Raw genomic sequence first — 15,763 nt, 5'->3', positions numbered from 1 at the left:
CGTCTACGCGTAGTAGAGGTTCAGCGCAATCAGCTCAAACACAGCCACAAATAAGCAGAACGCAACGAATCTTCGGGTAAACACCCGGCGAGGTTTCTCATAGCCTTGATAGTTACTGAATGCGCTGCAAAGGTTTCCCAGAAAATCAATAAAGTCCATCAGATCTGCATCCTCGCCTGCATGTTTCACGCATCTTGCTGATTCCAATCTGGTTGAGACTTCTCATTGTCCTTACGATCGGCCTCGGTAGTCGGCGGAGGGCTCTACTCCCCCCACGCGGGTGGCCAGTTGTAGAGGGAAAGTCATCTGCAACCCCGTCTATGCAGCTCAGCATCAACAACCAATAAGGACGTTAAGTGTTTCGCAAACTGATGTTACTGGTGTTGATCGCCAGCTCAAGCGGCTGTGCAGCAACGGCCATGCGGATGGATTATGACAAGCACCGATGTCCTTACATCGGTGTTCGGCTCGACTGGTGGTTGGTCGGTACATCCAAAGGCAAGTTGATTCCCTTTTTAATGATCGATGCGCCATTTTCATTGGTGGTCGATACCGTATTCTTCCCCTTCGAATATCAATACACCTGCAATTTATGACTTGCGGGTAGTGCAACCTAAAGCGCTGTAAAACTCTCTTATAAAAGCCTTGGCATGTGCCAAGGCTTTTTCGTTGCTGACGCCACCGCTGATAAAAACTCAGGACGATCCGACCCTGCCGTCCCGCACCTGCATCAGTGCAAACCCCAAAAGATTCAGGCCTTTCCACAGATTCGGATCGTTCACATCCGCGTGATCTTGCGCGAGCCCAATTCCCCAAATGTCATCAACCGGGCTCGCTTCGACAATGACCCGAGATCCCGTGCGCATCAGGTATTCGTCCAGCTCCGGGTTTTGGGAAAATTTGGCTTGGTTTGCCCGGACGACGATGTCGTATCGGTGTTGCAGCCAGCGTTGGTCGTTGAATCCGCGCACCTTGCGGCCGAGGGCTTTGGCGGCGTTCGGGGTCGGGGCCTGCAGCACTTGTGCACGAATTTCCTGATCGTCGAACAACGCTGCCTTCTCGGCCATCATGAAGTGTTCGGCTGTCGGGTAGCGTTGCCCCTCGACAACGAATTCGGCTTCGTACCACTGGCTGAAGCATGAAGCCGTGACGGCGTCTTTGCTTCGCTGGTGTCCCCAGAAAAAGGTGAAATCCAGAGGCTCTCCAGCGTTGAAGCGAGCGCGTAGATCTTCGAGAAGTTTAGAGTCGTGCAATGAGGTTTCCTCGGTAACTGACTTTCGACGTTACAGTCGCTGTGCGTGTCAGGGTAATACGCAATATTACCCAGAGACTAATCCAGTGGGCCCAATACCTGGCGGTAGTGTTCTTCGCCTTGAGGCGTCTGCCGGGTCAGGCGGATTTCCAGGCCTTGGGGATTTTCTTTGCGGTTGCCGCTGAGCTGGCGCCACCCCATCTGCGGTTCCCAGACGCGCACTTGCAGGTCGCTGATGCTGTCGAGCACCGCCACTGCCTGTTTCGGCGCAGGCAGCGGGTAGCGATCACGTGGCGTGGCGGCGGCGCGGTACAGGGTTTGATCTTTCAACCACCAGCGCACGCGCTGCAAGCCGTTCTGCGAGGTGGCTGCACTGCGGATCACGTCAAGACGAAAGCGCTGGTCGTCGGCGCTGCGCACGCTGATTGCCGCTGGCTGCTCGGATCGTTCGTCATCGTTGTCGTTCAACTGTGGTTCGCGCAGTTCGATGCTGGCGCGCAAGGCGATATCTCGTTCCAGTTGATGCAGCGTGCGCAGCAGTGCTTCGGTGTGTTCGGTGCTCGCCTGCAGGTGCGTGTCGGCGCGGCTCACGCTGTCCAGACCGCGCCAGGCAATCAGGCTGACGATCGCCATGAGCAGGATCGCGACCATCACTTCGATCAGGGTAAAACCCTCTTGCCGGTTATTCATGGCTGGTTGGCCAAGGTCAATTTGCCCGTGGCTGTGCGTTGCACGGTGAGCGTGTTCTGGCCGTCCGAGAGTTGCAGTTGCACGGGTGAATCGAACCACTCGGCGTTCAGTATCAGCAGCTGCCTGGGTGTCACTCGCACCTTCAGCGATGGTGTTTCCCAGTGACGAGGGCGCAGTTGCGGATCGGCGAGGAAGTGATCGAAGCCGGGGCCTTGTTCATTGCGACGGCTGAAACGAAAGCCGTTTTTCTCCGCCAGCCAAGTGATCGGGCGTCCATCGGCCAGGGCTTCGGCATGGGCGATTTGCAGCAACTGGATCAAGCGATTGGCGTCCTTGCGTAGCAGTTGCGCCGGGTCAGGCTTGATACTCAGGCTGACGGCGGCGCTGGCAATGCCGATGATGATCAACACCACCATCAATTCGATGAGGGTGAAGCCTGTTTGTCTGTCCTTGGTCATACCGCAACGTTCCTTCGTTGTGAATCCATCATGGCGGATTCGAACCATCAATCCGGATAGAAAAGCGAATGTTGTCCTGTAGACTGCGACGCAGGACAACAGGGAGGTGTGGTCTTGGCATTTACTTTTCGCTTATCCGCAACGCAGCTTGTGCAATCGGCGGCGCTGATCGCGGCGCTGACAGGGGGGCTGTTCTGGTCTGCGCTGTTGCTGACGCCGGCCGAATCCCACGTTCCGGCGGTGGCACCCCAAGTGTTGCCGACGCGCGCCGACACAGCGGCTTTGCAGTGGTTTTCCAACCAGCCGGCACCGTTGGATATCAAGGTGTCCGGAGTGCTGGCAGGGGCGCACGCTGCGGTGGCAATTCTAAGTCTCAACGATGGTCCGCCGCGCAGTTTTCTGGTGGGTGATCGCCTGACCCAGGGGGTGCGCGTGATCGCCATTGAACAGGATGCGGTGGTCATCGAGCGTGGCGCAGAACAGAGCCGATTAAAAGTCAGCACGCTGCCAGACTCCCCATCGCTGCCACGACTGACTCGACCCTGAGCAGCGTCATTGGCGCTTTTCCTGCGGCCGGCCGAGTAAGGTTTCGAGTTGCGCCAGGGGCGGCGCCTGACGTTCGCGATCGGAAACCAGCAGCGTCACGCGCAGCAGTCGTCCATCGGCGCTCGGGGTCACGCGTTGGTCACAGCGCAGTTGCAGGCGACCTTGATCACACTCGAAGGTTTTCAGCCCCGGGGCAAAATCTTCCTCCAGGCGCAGTTCGGCGAGCCGGGTCTGCGCCGCCAGCAAAGCGATCGAGCGATCGCGCAACAGGCCATTGCTCTGGGTCATCAGGCCCGCAACGCGAACGGCCGCAGACATGGCCACGGCGATGATCGCCAAGGCCACCAGAACCTCGATGAGGGTGAAACCTCGCTCCTTGCGCAATGCTTCCATGCTTGTCTCTGCGGTTGAAACCGGCCCGCAGAATAACACCCGTCTTTTGGCGAATGTGCAGAAAAACAGTGCGTTAATGATTGTTGTACGATGACTGGCTTTTGTTACACTGCGCGCCGAATGTAATCATGCCAAGGAAGGTTGAAATGGATTTCGCGCGCGTCAAATCTCAGTCCGCAGGCCGTCGAGGTCAGCAGGGTTTCACCCTCATCGAGATCATGGTGGTGGTGGTCATCCTCGGCATTCTGGCGGCGATGGTCGTGCCCAAGGTGCTCGACCGACCTGATCAGGCCCGAGCCACTGCGGCAAAACAAGACATCGCCGGCCTGATGCAGGCACTCAAACTCTATCGCCTCGACCACGGCACTTACCCGACGTTGAATCAGGGGCTCAAGGTGTTGGTGGAGCGTCCGGCGGATGCGAAAAACAGCAACTGGCGCTCTTATCTGGAACGCTTGCCCAACGACCCGTGGGGTCGTCCTTACAACTATCTGAATCCTGGCGCGAACGGTGAGATCGATATCTTCTCCCTCGGCGCAGACGGCCAACCCGACGGCGACGGCGTCAATGCCGATATTGGTTCCTGGCAGCTCTGAGAGCGGCCATGAAATCATCCTCGCCACATGCACAGAAACAGCGCGGCATGGCCATTATCAGCGCCTTGCTGATTGCCGCCGTGGTTGCGGTGATCGCCGCTGGCATGCTCACCCGGCAGAGCGTCTTTACCCGTTCTCTTGAAGCGGAACAGTCTCGCGTGCAGGGCGCTGCGGCACTGTTGGCGGGGCTGGAGCTCAGTCGGCAACTGCTCAGGGACACGCGTCAACAGGACGCGCTGACCCGGCTCGATCAACCTTGGGCGCAGCCTGTCAAAAGCCATTTGTTGAATTCGCCGGGGAGCGGTTTCGAGGGGCGCATCGAGGATCAGCAGGGCAAGTTCAATTTGCGCAATGTACTCAGCAATGAGCGCGTCGATGGCGGACAGTTGCGCAGCTTCGAACGCCTCTGCGAAATGATAGGAATCGATGCTGCCCTCAGCCAGCGCATCAGCCAGCGAGTCATTGCCTCCTACCCGAGAATGCCCGACCTGCAAGCCGCTGGGCAGAGTATGGCGCAGACGGGTTTCGACGGCGTCCGTGCGACGTCGCCAAGTGCGCGCCAAAGGCCCTTGCCGGCCACTCAGCCGATGTTGCGCAGCCTTGATGATTTACGTGGCCTCGAAGGCATGAACGAGGAGCTGCTTGGGCGCTTGAATCAGTATGTCAGCCTGATTCCGGCCAAGACCTGGGTCAACGGTAATACTGCCAGCGCCGAGGTATTGGTGGCGGTGGTACCGGGTTTATCGCTCGCGCAGGCCAGGGCCGTGGTGGGAGAGCGCGATCGTGGCCAGTGGTTCATCAATCGCGGGGACTTCGTCAACCGTCTGCACTTGCCGCATCTGACCGTCGACGGACTGAACGTCGGCATCAGCAGCGATTGGTTTCTGCTGCGCGGACACGCGCGTCGTGACCAGCGCCGCGTCAGTCTGGATGCGCTGCTGTATCGACCTGCCGACGACCTGCCGAAAGTGGTCTGGTCGAGGTTCGGCGTATGACGCGCCTGCGAGTCGCCTTGCCGCCGCTGGCGGGTTTGACCTCAGACTCTGAGGTTGAATTTGCGCGCCTGGATCGGCACGACCAGGTCAGTCAGACCGGTATCAGTACGCTGTTGCTGATTGAACAGGAGTGGCCGTTACAGCCCGTCGAGTTTTTTCTGCATCCGGCGGACAGCGTACTGACCAGTTTGCAGTTGCCACCGCTGGCGCCGGTGAAGATCGAGGCGGCGGTGAAGTGTGCCGCGCAGGCGCTGATTCTGGGTGGCACTGAACAGATGTACGTTGCACACAGTGCTCGTGAGGTCTCAGGACAAGTGGCGCTGGCCTGGCTCGCGCAGGCATCTCTGGATCGTTTCGGGCTGTTATTGGCTCAGCACCGATTGAAGCTGCGAGGCCTTTACCCGGCGCCTTATGCGTTGCCGGTGCCAGCGCAGGGGCAGGTCAGCGCGAGTGTATTGGACGGGCAATTGCTGCTGCGCTTCAGCCGTGCGCAGGCTTCGGTAGAACCCTTGGCGCAGGAGCGTCTGGATGAATTTGTCGCCAGTGGTCGCGACTTGCAGTGGATCGGCGCGGGTGCTCCTGCAACAGTCGTCGAACCACGACCTGCGGAGCAGCGCTGGTGTGGCGTTGCGCCGGGATGGGGGTTGCATGCAGGCATCGGCAAGGCTGCCGGCCCCGCTCGAGGTTGGGGCAAGGCCGTCTTCTGTTGCGCCTTGGCGATCGCGATCTGGGTGTCGGGGCTGAACCTTTACGCGGCCCGTGAAGTGACCCAGGGCGAGCAGCTCAAGGTGCAAATGAGCCAGCGGGTAAAGCAGGCTTTTCCAGAGTTACCGGTGATCCTCAATCCGTTGCAGCAGGCTCGCCAGCAATTGGCAGCCCGGCACAGTGGTGTGACGGCCGACGCGAATCACGGGTTTGCCTACCTGGTGCAACACGCCGCGAGCGCGCTGCCGTTTATGGCAGGCAGCGTCCAGCGCATGACCTATGAGCAGGGACGTTTGCAGCTGGAGTTGGCTGCCGATACTGCGCAGGCACCCGCCGACGGCGCTTTGCCGGGAGCGCTGACGCAGGCAGGGTTGGTCGCCAGACGCGAAGACAACGTGTGGATTTTCAGCCCGCAGGTTGAGGCTGCAGCGGTTGAGGACGATGCCGTCATGGACAGCGACGATGAATAACCTACTGGCGATCTATCGGGCTCGCTGGCTGCTGTTGTGTGCACAGATTCATCGGCATTGGACGCCGCTGAGCTTGCGCGAAAAACGCCTGGTTGCGGGCACCGCATTGATGATTGGGGGCGTGCTGATCTGGCTGCTGCTCGTCCAGCCACCGCTGAAAAAGATTGAGCATTGGCAGACCGAAACGCCGAAGTTGCGTGGCCAGGCCGAAGCGCTGGATCTGTTGTTGCGCGAGGTGGCAACAGCGCCCATTGGGCAAAACGTCGAGCGGTCATTGCAGCAATCTCTCGATGGCAGCGGGCTGCTTGGTCACTACCAACTGCAGGCAATTGGCACCGCTTGGCAGTTGACGTTCGAGGATGCGCCCGCTGATGCCGTCATCAGCTGGCTGTTAATCCACCCCGTGCAGTTTTCACTTGAAGTGGTCGAGGCTCGTTTGCAGCGTGCAAGTGAGGTCAAGGTCGATGATACGGCAGGCAATCTGTCGGGAACCGTTCGCATGGATCAGGCGCAGGGCGCTAAGGAAGCTTCATGAAGTGGTCAGGTTCCAATTATGTACGTACGGCCGCGCCGTTTCTGTTGTTGGCACTGAGCGCGTGCAGCAACACCACCACGCCGCAGAACCAGCCGCCGTTGCTGGTCGACAGTGAACTCGGTCGACCTCTGGCCAACACCCAGCGCAGCGGCGACGCGGTGCTCGACCGCGAGCGCGCACAGGCGCAGGCGCGACCGGCGCCGAAGCAATTGCACAACATCAGCAAGAGTGCGCGCAGTGGGGCCGCCTCGTCGGGCATTGCGTTGCCGAGCAATCCTTTGGGCGATCAACCGGTGACGCTGAATTTTGTCGACGCGGATATTCAAGCGGTGGTGCGCGCGTTAGCGCGTTCGACCGGGCAGCAGTTTCTGGTCGACCCTCGGGTAAAGGGTACGTTGACGCTGGTCTCGGAAGGTCAGGTGCCGGCGCGGCAGGCTTACGACATGTTGTTGGCGGCGTTGCGCATGCAGGGTTTCAGTGTGGTTGATGTGGGCGGTGTGGCGCAGGTGGTGCCGGAGGCGGATGCGAAGTTGCTCGGCGGGCCGATTTACAGTGCCGACAAACCGGCCGGCAACGGCATGCTCACGCGCACGTTTCGCCTGCAATACGAAAACGCGGTGAACCTGATTCCGGTGCTGCGGCCGATCGTTTCGCCGAACAATCCGATCAATGCCTATCCGGGCAATAACACCATTGTCATCACCGATTACGCGGAGAACCTGACCCGTGTTGCGCAGTTGATTGCGAGCATTGATTCGCCGAGTGCGATCGATACGGATGTGGTGCAGATTCAGAACGGCATCGCCGCTGACATCGCGCCGATGGTCGCGGATTTGCTCGATGCTCCGGGCAATGATCCGACGCAGAAAATTGCGGTGATTGGTGATCCGCGTTCCAACACCATCATCATTCGCGCCGGTAGCCCGGAGCGCACGGAACTGGCGCGCAACCTGATCTACAAACTGGATAACGCGCAGAGCAATCCGAGCAATCTGCACGTGGTTTATCTGCGTAATGCGCAGGCAGCGAAACTGGCGCAGGCCTTGCGCGGTTTGCTCACGGGCGAGAGTGACAGCGGCACCAGTGACAGTGCGCGTTCGGTGCTCAGTGCCATGGGCGCAAGTACCGGTGGCAACGCTGGGCAGAATGGCCAGAGCGGTACGCAAAGCAGCGGCACTACATCGACTAACAGCAGCGGCAGCACGGGCGGCAGTTACGCCCAGGGCAGCAGTGGTAGCACAAGCGGCAGCGGCGGTGCGCAGAGCAGCGAACAGAACGTCGCCTTCAGTGCCGGCGGTGTGACCATTCAGGCTGACGCCACCACCAATACCTTGCTGATTTCTGCGCCGGAGCCGTTGTATCGCAACCTGCGCGAGGTGATCGATCTGCTCGACCAGCGCCGCGCGCAAGTGGTGATCGAAAGCCTGATCGTCGAAGTCGGCGAGGACGATGCCAGCGAGTTCGGTGTGCAGTGGCAGACCGGTAACCTCGGCGGCAATGGCGTGATCGGCGGGGCGAATCTGGGTGGTTCGGGGATCAACACCAACGGCAAGACCAGCATTGACGTACTGCCGCAGGGTTTGAATCTGGGCTACGTCAACGGCACCGTCGACATCCCCGGCATCGGCAAAATACTCGACCTGAAAGTGCTGGCCCGGGCGTTGAAGAGCAAGGGCGGCACCAACGTGCTGTCGACGCCGAACCTGCTGACCCTCGACAACGAAGCGGCGAGTATTTTTGTTGGCCAGACCATTCCGTTTGTCAGCGGCAGTTATGTCACGGGCGGTGGCGGCACCAGCAACAACCCGTTCCAGACCGTGACCCGTGAAGAGGTTGGCCTGAAGCTCAATGTGCGCCCGCAGATTTCCGAGGGCGGCACGGTGAAGCTCGATATCTATCAGGAAGTCAGCAGCATTGATGAGCGCGCTTCGGCCAGTGCCAATTCTGCGGGCATCGTCACCAACAAACGGGCGATCGACACCAGCATTTTGCTCGACGACGGCCAGATCATGGTCCTTGGCGGCTTGCTGCAGGACGGTTACAGCCAGAGCAATGACGCGGTGCCGTGGCTCGGCAGCCTGCCGGGGATTGGCGCGCTGTTTCGCAACGAACGCCGGGCGATTACCAAGACCAACCTGATGGTATTCCTGCGGCCTTACATCATCCGCGACAGCGAGGCGGGGCGCAGCATTACCCTCAACCGCTACGACTTCATGCGCCGTGCGCAGGGCGGTTTGCAGCCTGAACGCAGCTGGGCGATGCCGGACATGCAGGCGCCGCAGTTGCCGACGGCGGCGCAAGGTGTGCCGGCGGTTTTACCTGGGGCGGGTCCGCGCGCAACCATCAAAGCGGTGCCGATCCAATGAGTGCATTGCCCTACGCCTGGGCCAAGGCACAGCGCATTCTGTTGTGCGATGGCGTGCTGACGGTGTGCCCGTCGACGCCGGGCTGGTCGATCAGCGAGGCGCGGCGGCAGTTTGGTGCGACCACGATTCAGCGGGTGCGCGACGATGAACTGGATGGCTTGCTTGCCAGCGCTTATGCCGACACTGGTAGTGCAGCGGCGGTGGTTGGGGCTGCGGAAAACGAAGTTGATCTCGATCGGCTGATGCAGGACATGCCGGAAATCACCGACCTGCTCGACACCCAGGACGGCGCGCCGGTGATTCGCATGATCAACGCCTTGCTCACCCAAGCGGCGCGCGACGAGGCCAGCGACATTCACATCGAACCGTTCGAAACCCATTCGGTGGTGCGCTATCGCGTCGACGGCACCCTGCGTGACGTGGTCTCGCCGCGCAAGGCGTTGCACGGTGCGCTGGTGTCGCGGATCAAGATCATGGCGCAGCTCGACATCGCCGAGAAACGCCTGCCGCAGGACGGCCGCATCGCCTTGCGCGTGGCCGGGCGGCCGATCGATATTCGTGTCTCCACGGTGCCCACCGGTCATGGCGAAAGGGTGGTGATGCGTCTGCTCGACAAGCAGGCCGGGCGTCTGCATCTGGAAACCCTCGGCATGGACGCGCAGGTGTTGGCCAAACTCGATCACCTGATCCGCCAGCCCCACGGCATCGTGCTGGTCACCGGGCCCACCGGCAGCGGCAAAACCACCAGCCTCTACGCGGCATTGGCGCGGCTCGACGCGAGTACCAGCAACATTCTCACCGTGGAAGACCCGGTGGAATACGACTTGCCGGGGATCAGCCAGATTCAGGTCAACGCCAAGATCGACATGACCTTCGCCCTGGCGCTGCGGGCGATTCTGCGGCAAGACCCGGACATCATCATGATCGGCGAGATCCGTGATCTGGAAACAGCACAAATCGCCGTGCAGGCGTCGCTGACCGGGCATTTGGTGTTGGCAACCTTGCACACCAATGACGCAGTGTCGGCGGTCAACCGCTTGATCGACATGGGCGTCGAGCCGTTTCTGCTGGCGTCTTCAATGCTCGGGGTTTTGGCGCAGCGACTGGTGAGGCGGCTGTGCAATCAATGCAAGGAAGAAGACCCCACCGCGCCCGGCACCTGGCGCCCGGTCGGTTGTGCAGCGTGCAATCAAACCGGCTACAGCGGCCGCACCGGCATTCACGAATTATTCTGCATCGACGACGACATCCGCACGCTGATTCACCAAGGGGCAGGGGAGCAGGCCTTGCGCGCATCAGCCGCCAAGGCCGGGATGTTCAGCCTTCGCGAGGACGGCGAACGCTGGATCCGCAGCGGCGCCACCGCGCCTGAAGAAATCCTCCGTGTGACACGGGACGCCTGATGAATCGCTATCGTTTTGAAGCTGCCGATGCGACCGGCAAGATAGAATCCGGGCATCTTGAGGCGGACAGCCAAAGCGCCGCTTTCACAACATTACGCGGGCGTGGATTGACCGCGTTGTCGGTGCACAAGGAAAGCAACGTCGCCAGTCACGGTGGTGGCGGACTGTTCAGCGCCAAGCTCTCAGACAACGACCTTGCGTGGGCTACGCGGCAATTGGCGAGTCTGTTGGGCGCGAGTCTGCCGTTGGAAGCGGCGCTCAGTGCCACGGTCGAGCAGGCCGAGAAAAAGCACATCGCCCACACCCTTAGCGCCGTGCGTGCGGATGTGCGCAGCGGCATGCGTCTGGCCGAGTCGTTGGCGGCGCGACCACGGGACTTTCCGGAGATCTACCGTGCATTGATCGCCGCAGGGGAAGAGTCCGGCGATCTGGCGCAGGTGATGGAACGGCTGGCGGATTACATCGAGGAACGCAACAACCTGCGCGGCAAGATTCTCACGGCGTTTATCTATCCGGGCGTGGTTGGTCTGGTGTCGATCGGTATCGTGATTTTCCTGCTCAGTTACGTGGTGCCGCAGGTGGTCAGCGCGTTTTCTCAGGCGCGGCAGGACTTGCCGGGGTTGACGTTGGCGATGCTCAACGCCAGTGATTTCATAAGGGCGTGGGGCTGGTTGTGTGCGGCGATTATCGCAGGGGCGTTCTGGAGCTGGCGCCTGTACCTGCGCAATCCGGCGGCACGTTTGAGTTGGCATCATCGCGTGCTGAAGTTGCCGCTGTTCGGGCGTTTCATTCTGGGCCTGAACACCGCACGTTTTGCCTCGACGTTGGCGATTCTTGGCGGCGCCGGGGTGCCGTTGTTGCGTGCGCTGGAGGCGGCGCGGCAGACCTTGTCCAACGACCGCTTGAGTTTGAGTGTCACTGAAGCCACGGCCAAGGTGCGTGAAGGCGTGAACCTTGCCGCTGCATTACGCGTGGAGAACGTGTTTCCGCCGGTGCTGATTCACCTGATCGCCAGCGGCGAAAAAACCGGATCGCTACCACCGATGCTTGAGCGCGCAGCGCAAACCCTGTCGCGAGATATCGAACGCCGGGCGATGGGCATGACGGCATTGCTGGAGCCGCTGATGATTGTGGTGATGGGCGGGGTGGTGCTGGTGATTGTGATGGCGGTGTTGTTGCCGATCATTGAGATCAATCAATTGGTCCAGTAGCCGGTTTTTATGGTGTCTGATCGGGCCCCTTCGCGAGCAGGCTCGCTCCCACAGTGTTCTGTGGTGTGAGGTCAATTGTATTAACAACATCAAACCCTGTGGGAGCGAGCCTGCTCGCGAAGGAGCCAGTCCGGGCAATGAATAATCAAAATTTTCTCTGAACTCCAACTCCACCCCCGCACCAGCTTCAAGCAGACATGAAAAAGCCCTCGTCACCGAGGGCTTTTCATTGACACGGTTACATCGACCAATCAGATCTTGCCAGCGCCAGCCTTGGCCTTAACGTCGGCCGCGACTTTGTCTGCGTTCAGCGGGGTGTAGCTGTAAGGCGGGGTCCAGCCGATGTTGGTGCCCCACTTGCAGGTCAGCAAGGTGCCATTGAGCGTAGAACCCTGATCAAGGTAAGCGCTGCCACCGTAGTCGCCGGCGATTTTGTCGCAGCCGCTGATGCCGGAGATTTCGAAGGCGTTTTTCTCGGAGAAAATCTTCGAGCTCTTGCCCACACCGTGCGCGTAGCTGAACGGGTAGACCTTATGGCTGGTGCTGCCCACGTGATAGTTGTTGTACAGATGCACCTGGCCGAAGCGAACGCGTGGCGCGCGGGCGGAGATGTTTTCGAACAGGGTATTGTGGATCGTGACCTTGAGCTTGCCATCATCGGTGGTGCGGCTGTCGCTGGAACCGATCAGGTTGTTCTTCTCGTGCGATTTGAACGCCGAGTAGGAAATGGTCACGTAGTTGGCACCGTTTTTCACGTCCAGTGCGCCGTCGTGATGTTGCTTTGGACGACCGTTGGCAGTGCCGTTCTGGTCATCGGTGCGGCGGCCATCGGTGAAGGTGACATGGTCGACCCACACATTGTTGGCGCCTTCGATGGTCAGCCCGTCGTACTCGGAGTTCCAGTTGCCGGCGCTGCCGTCATTGGCGTCCCAGATCGGCTCGGGATCCCACGGGTTTTCGATGGTGATGTTGCGGATGATCACATCGTTTTCCTTGGCATAGAAGAAACCCTCGCGGATCTCCGCCGTGCTGCTCGTACCGACGATGGTAGTCTTGCCCGGGATATCCAGACGGCCGCGCTTTTTCATATCGGCGGTCGTCGTATAAGCTTTGCCTTCGCTGATGTCGATAGGCCCGGTAATCTTGATGATGCGACCGTTGGTGCCGACCGAAGCGCTGAGTGCGGCTTTCAGTTCGGCGGCGTTCTTCACGGTGTAGATGTTGTTGGCTGCCGCTCTGGAGCCACCCTTGGTGCCACCGTTTTGCGTGGCCCAGCCAGTCGTTGCAACATCCAGCCAGATATCGGCCGCTTGTGCGGGCAGGCTGGAAAACAGCAGGCTGCCGACGATGGCGCTGGCCAGCTTGCAGGCCGTGAAGGTTGTTGGTTTTGTCATGAGTAATCAGATCCTTGATTAACTTGAGTGTTTTACACGCGAAATTTCGACGTGTTTCTCGAGCGGACGTCCTTATCGCCATTGCAGCGAATCGAACGTCCGCTGCATGAGAAATCCTATCATTGAACTGGTGCGTTGTCGTACAACTGAATGGGCTATGATGCGTAATTATTCGAAAATTCGAGATTTTTGTTGCTGATGGACAGACCCAACGCCACACCCAATGTTCGTCGTCGGCATCGCAGCCTGGCGGAGGACCTGGTCACCGAGCTGTCCCGACGCATTTGCAGCGGCGAACTCGCGCGCGCGACGAAGCTGCCGACTGAATCTCAGGTCATGGCCGAGCACGGCGTCAGTCGCACGGTCGTGCGCGAGGCGATATCGCGTCTGCAGGCAGCGGGCCTGGTGGAGACCCGTCACGGTATCGGCACCTTTGTTCAGGACATACCCAGCCCAAGCGGTTTTCGCATTGATCCGGACAGCATCGTCACGCTTCAGGATGTCTTGGCGGTGCTTGAATTGCGCATCACTTTGGAGGTCGAGGCCGCTGGCCTGGCATGTGCGCGGCGTACCGATGAGCAGTTGCAACTGATGCGTGATTCGCTGGACGCCATCAATTCCCGCGCCGTCAGTGTCGACTACGCCGTGTCGGCGGATTTCCAGTTCCACCAGCAAATTGCGCTGGCCACCGGCAACCGCTATTTCACCGACATCATGCTGCACCTGGGCGCCAACATTCTGCCGCGCACACGCCTGCATTCCAAACGTTTGGAGAATGACCGCAAGGAGCCCTATCTGGAGCGCCTCAGTCGCGAGCATGAAGACATTTACATTGCGATTGTCCGGCGTGATTCCGACGCCGCACGCGCAGCCATGCGTTTGCATCTGTCCAACAGCCGCGAGCGTCTGCGCCGGGCCTACGAAGCTGCAGACGCGGCGGCGTTGAACGTCTGAAGCCTCAGGCGCGGGCCTTGGGTTCGGGCAGGCCTTGAACGCCCGGGTTGAGGGCAAAGACTCCGCCCGCCAGTGGCTGATCGGCGAGGTCGATGCCTTGCGGGCGAATCGAGGTGACAAACAGGGTGTCGAGCCGAGGGCCGCCAAAGGCACACATCGTCGGTTTCTTTACCGGTACCGGCAGCGCGCGATCCAGTTTCCCCTGCGGGGTAAAGCGCAACACCAGGCCGGCATCAATCGCGCAGATCCAGTAGCAGCCGTGTGAATCCACGGCAGCTCCGTCCGGTCGCCCGGGGTGATCGTTCATGTCGACGAACAAGCGGCGGTTGTGCGGCGTGCCGTTATCGATGTCGTAATCGAAGGCCCAGATCAGTTGCCGACTCGGGTGCGAATCGGACAGATACAGGATGCTCCCGTCGGGACTGAACGCCAGGCCGTTGGGCACCACGAGTTCCTCCAGTTGCGGCGCCAGCACCGATGCATCATTCGGGTTTTGCGCGTCATATCGATACAGCGCGCCGACCGCCTCGGCACCCATCGCGGTTGGCATCGAGCTGGCCCAGAAGCGTCCCTGACGATCGCAGCGACCATCATTGAAGCGCATGCGCGGGCGGGCGTGCTCGACGCCGATGAGCTTTTCCGCAGCCAGACGTCCGTCAGCCTGCGGGCGCAGTTTGAACAGGCCACTTTCCTGCGCGCCCAGCCAATGTCCTGCTTCGCTGCGGGCGATACAGGCGAGCATTTCGTCCGCCTGCCAGCAGTCGGTCTGGCCATCGAGCTGCCAGCGATGCAAACGGCCGGCCGGAATATCCACCCAATACAAGGCGTTCTCGTCGGCTTGCCAGACCGGGCTTTCACCGGTGGCGTTGCGCGCATCGACAATCAGTTCGGCACTCATGAGCGCGTCTGCGCCGGCGTTTCAAACGGACCTGCAGCGGTAAAGGCGCCGCCCTGGTACAAGCGGTCCGGGTGGTCGGCAGCGAGTGCCGGTTGTTGTTCGACCTTTGTGCGAAAGGCTTCGGAGCTGTCCTGCGGCGCAAAGCCCAGGTGCGCGGCGTGCCGGTTGTTCCACCACTGATCACGGTTGGCGGACACCCCGTACACCACGCTGTGCCCGACATCGCTGGCCAGCAGTGCGCGGGCGATCAGGTGCTGCAGATCGGTATAGCTCAACCAGGTCGCCAGCATGCGCACGTTGCGCGGTTCGGGGAATGAGGAACCGATGCGCAGGCTCACTGTTTCGATGCCATAGCGGTGGAAATAGAACGTTGCCAGGTCCTCGCCGTAAGCCTTCGACAAACCGTAATAACCGTCCGGGCGACGCGGCGAATGGGCGTCGATCTGTTCGTCCTGCGAGTAGAAGCCGGTGACGTGGTTGGAGCTGGCGAACACGATGCGCTTGACCCCGTGCAGGCGCGCGGCCTCATAGATATGAAAGGTGCCGCGAATATTCGCCTCGAGAATTTCTTCGAAGGATCGCTCCACCGAGATCCCGCCCAAATGCACGATGGCATCGACGCCCTCGACCAGCGCGGCGACAGCGGCCTTGTCGCTCAGATTGCAGTTGATCACTTCGTCATGTGCGCCGCGGCTTGGCGCCATCGCACTGATGTCCGAAGAACGGACGGTGTCGGCGTGAACCTGCAAGGTTTCGCGCAGAATCTGGCCGAGCCCACCGGCGGCGCCGGTCAGCAGAATACGGTTGAAGGGTTTGGCCTGCGTGGTTTGTGTGGTCATGGTCGGGTCTTCCATTACGCGGTGGTGAAGAGGGTGGGCGGCGGGGTGCCTGCCTGAC

General features: G+C 60.4%; 17 protein-coding genes. 10 read left to right on the top strand and 7 right to left on the bottom strand.

Annotation, left to right across the window (positions count from 1 at the left end):
• Window positions 1-356 precede the first annotated feature (356 nt).
• The gene (locus ACOYXJ_RS28275) at window positions 357-596 is read left to right on the top strand and encodes a YceK/YidQ family lipoprotein (protein WP_150794264.1); all 240 of its coding nucleotides are present in this window, start codon (window positions 357-359) and stop codon (window positions 594-596) included.
• A gap of 99 nt (window positions 597-695) precedes the next feature.
• Here the strand turns inward: ACOYXJ_RS28275 and ACOYXJ_RS28270 are convergent, their stop codons facing one another.
• From ACOYXJ_RS28270 to ACOYXJ_RS28260, 3 genes are all read right to left on the bottom strand, one after another.
• Complete coding sequence (locus ACOYXJ_RS28270; RefSeq protein ID WP_460372872.1) at window positions 696-1,253, bottom strand: NADAR family protein; 558 nt, start codon at window positions 1,251-1,253, stop codon at window positions 696-698.
• Between the two features lie 77 nt (window positions 1,254-1,330).
• Window positions 1,331-1,942, bottom strand: coding sequence for a PulJ/GspJ family protein (locus tag ACOYXJ_RS28265; RefSeq protein WP_460372870.1), 612 nt, complete (start codon window positions 1,940-1,942; stop codon window positions 1,331-1,333).
• Window positions 1,939-2,400: a GspH/FimT family pseudopilin gene (locus tag ACOYXJ_RS28260; RefSeq protein WP_460372868.1), complete on the bottom strand. Its 462-nt coding sequence runs from the start codon at window positions 2,398-2,400 to the stop codon at window positions 1,939-1,941. The genes ACOYXJ_RS28265 and ACOYXJ_RS28260 overlap by 4 nt, the downstream gene beginning before the upstream one ends.
• 114 nt (window positions 2,401-2,514) lie before the next feature.
• On the opposite strand from ACOYXJ_RS28260, the gene ACOYXJ_RS28255 reads away from it, so the two are divergent.
• Window positions 2,515-2,946 carry a type II secretion system protein N gene (locus ACOYXJ_RS28255; RefSeq protein WP_191622661.1) on the top strand — a complete coding sequence of 144 codons (432 nt, stop codon included), beginning with the start codon at window positions 2,515-2,517 and terminating at the stop codon, window positions 2,944-2,946.
• 6 nt (window positions 2,947-2,952) lie between these two features.
• On the opposite strand, the gene gspI is transcribed toward ACOYXJ_RS28255, so the two are convergent.
• On the bottom strand, window positions 2,953-3,339 hold the full coding sequence (gene gspI / locus ACOYXJ_RS28250) for a type II secretion system minor pseudopilin GspI (protein ID WP_460372866.1): 387 nt from the start codon (window positions 3,337-3,339) through the stop codon (window positions 2,953-2,955).
• 146 nt (window positions 3,340-3,485) lie between these two features.
• Between gspI and gspG the strand changes: the two genes are divergently transcribed.
• The 7 genes from gspG to gspF are packed head-to-tail and all read left to right on the top strand — an operon-like array spanning window position 3,486 to window position 11,620.
• Entirely contained in the window at window positions 3,486-3,935 is a 450-nt protein-coding gene (gspG, locus tag ACOYXJ_RS28245; RefSeq protein WP_016984958.1) for a type II secretion system major pseudopilin GspG, read from the top strand.
• An 8-nt stretch (window positions 3,936-3,943) separates the two neighbouring features.
• Window positions 3,944-4,930: a type II secretion system minor pseudopilin GspK gene (gspK, locus tag ACOYXJ_RS28240; RefSeq protein WP_460372864.1), complete on the top strand. Its 987-nt coding sequence runs from the start codon at window positions 3,944-3,946 to the stop codon at window positions 4,928-4,930.
• Window positions 4,927-6,105, top strand: a complete 1,179-nt coding sequence (gene gspL / locus ACOYXJ_RS28235) for a type II secretion system protein GspL (protein ID WP_460372862.1) — start codon at window positions 4,927-4,929, stop codon at window positions 6,103-6,105. Before gspK ends, gspL begins: the two co-directional genes overlap by 4 nt.
• The gene (gspM, locus tag ACOYXJ_RS28230; RefSeq protein WP_460372860.1) at window positions 6,098-6,640 is read left to right on the top strand and encodes a type II secretion system protein GspM; all 543 of its coding nucleotides are present in this window, start codon (window positions 6,098-6,100) and stop codon (window positions 6,638-6,640) included. Before gspL ends, gspM begins: the two co-directional genes overlap by 8 nt.
• Window positions 6,637-9,006 carry a type II secretion system secretin GspD gene (gene gspD / locus ACOYXJ_RS28225; protein ID WP_460372858.1) on the top strand — a complete coding sequence of 790 codons (2,370 nt, stop codon included), beginning with the start codon at window positions 6,637-6,639 and terminating at the stop codon, window positions 9,004-9,006. Before gspM ends, gspD begins: the two co-directional genes overlap by 4 nt.
• Window positions 9,003-10,409 (top strand): type II secretion system ATPase GspE, encoded by a 1,407-nt coding sequence (gene gspE, locus ACOYXJ_RS28220; protein ID WP_460372856.1) that lies wholly within the window; start codon window positions 9,003-9,005, stop codon window positions 10,407-10,409. The genes gspD and gspE overlap by 4 nt, the downstream gene beginning before the upstream one ends.
• Window positions 10,409-11,620, top strand: a complete 1,212-nt coding sequence (gspF, locus tag ACOYXJ_RS28215) for a type II secretion system inner membrane protein GspF (protein WP_440095190.1) — start codon at window positions 10,409-10,411, stop codon at window positions 11,618-11,620. Before gspE ends, gspF begins: the two co-directional genes overlap by 1 nt.
• A gap of 251 nt (window positions 11,621-11,871) precedes the next feature.
• Here the strand turns inward: gspF and ACOYXJ_RS28210 are convergent, their stop codons facing one another.
• A complete protein-coding gene (locus ACOYXJ_RS28210; RefSeq protein WP_102902876.1) occupies window positions 11,872-13,014 on the bottom strand; it encodes a pectate lyase family protein in 1,143 nt (380 codons plus the stop codon).
• 198 nt (window positions 13,015-13,212) lie between these two features.
• On the opposite strand from ACOYXJ_RS28210, the gene ACOYXJ_RS28205 reads away from it, so the two are divergent.
• Window positions 13,213-13,968, top strand: coding sequence for a FadR/GntR family transcriptional regulator (locus ACOYXJ_RS28205; protein WP_460372854.1), 756 nt, complete (start codon window positions 13,213-13,215; stop codon window positions 13,966-13,968).
• A gap of 4 nt (window positions 13,969-13,972) precedes the next feature.
• Here the strand turns inward: ACOYXJ_RS28205 and ACOYXJ_RS28200 are convergent, their stop codons facing one another.
• Window positions 13,973-14,866, bottom strand: coding sequence for an SMP-30/gluconolactonase/LRE family protein (locus ACOYXJ_RS28200; RefSeq protein WP_460372852.1), 894 nt, complete (start codon window positions 14,864-14,866; stop codon window positions 13,973-13,975).
• On the bottom strand, window positions 14,863-15,705 hold the full coding sequence (locus ACOYXJ_RS28195) for an NAD-dependent epimerase/dehydratase family protein (protein ID WP_460372850.1): 843 nt from the start codon (window positions 15,703-15,705) through the stop codon (window positions 14,863-14,865). Before ACOYXJ_RS28195 ends, ACOYXJ_RS28200 begins: the two co-directional genes overlap by 4 nt.
• Window positions 15,706-15,763: the final 58 nt, after the last annotated feature.

Source organism: Pseudomonas sp. Tul2A7 (assembly GCF_054790505.1).
This window is presented reverse-complemented; position numbering and strand designations above follow the sequence as displayed.

What these genes read in the sequence shown, in the direction of transcription:
- ACOYXJ_RS28265 (WP_460372870.1), bottom strand. Translation starts at nt 1,942, where the DNA reads ATGAATAACCGGCAAGAGGGTTTTACCCTGATCGAAGTGATGGTCGCG.
- ACOYXJ_RS28200 (WP_460372852.1), bottom strand. Translation starts at nt 14,866, where the DNA reads ATGAGTGCCGAACTGATTGTCGATGCGCGCAACGCCACCGGTGAAAGC.
- gspL (WP_460372862.1), top strand. Translation starts at nt 4,927, where the DNA reads ATGACGCGCCTGCGAGTCGCCTTGCCGCCGCTGGCGGGTTTGACCTCA.
- gspF (WP_440095190.1), top strand. Translation starts at nt 10,409, where the DNA reads ATGAATCGCTATCGTTTTGAAGCTGCCGATGCGACCGGCAAGATAGAA.
- gspG (WP_016984958.1), top strand. Translation starts at nt 3,486, where the DNA reads ATGGATTTCGCGCGCGTCAAATCTCAGTCCGCAGGCCGTCGAGGTCAG.
- gspK (WP_460372864.1), top strand. Translation starts at nt 3,944, where the DNA reads ATGAAATCATCCTCGCCACATGCACAGAAACAGCGCGGCATGGCCATT.
- ACOYXJ_RS28210 (WP_102902876.1), bottom strand. Translation starts at nt 13,014, where the DNA reads ATGACAAAACCAACAACCTTCACGGCCTGCAAGCTGGCCAGCGCCATC.
- gspM (WP_460372860.1), top strand. Translation starts at nt 6,098, where the DNA reads ATGAATAACCTACTGGCGATCTATCGGGCTCGCTGGCTGCTGTTGTGT.
- ACOYXJ_RS28260 (WP_460372868.1), bottom strand. Translation starts at nt 2,400, where the DNA reads ATGACCAAGGACAGACAAACAGGCTTCACCCTCATCGAATTGATGGTG.
- ACOYXJ_RS28205 (WP_460372854.1), top strand. Translation starts at nt 13,213, where the DNA reads ATGGACAGACCCAACGCCACACCCAATGTTCGTCGTCGGCATCGCAGC.
- ACOYXJ_RS28195 (WP_460372850.1), bottom strand. Translation starts at nt 15,705, where the DNA reads ATGACCACACAAACCACGCAGGCCAAACCCTTCAACCGTATTCTGCTG.
- gspE (WP_460372856.1), top strand. Translation starts at nt 9,003, where the DNA reads ATGAGTGCATTGCCCTACGCCTGGGCCAAGGCACAGCGCATTCTGTTG.
- gspD (WP_460372858.1), top strand. Translation starts at nt 6,637, where the DNA reads ATGAAGTGGTCAGGTTCCAATTATGTACGTACGGCCGCGCCGTTTCTG.
- gspI (WP_460372866.1), bottom strand. Translation starts at nt 3,339, where the DNA reads ATGGAAGCATTGCGCAAGGAGCGAGGTTTCACCCTCATCGAGGTTCTG.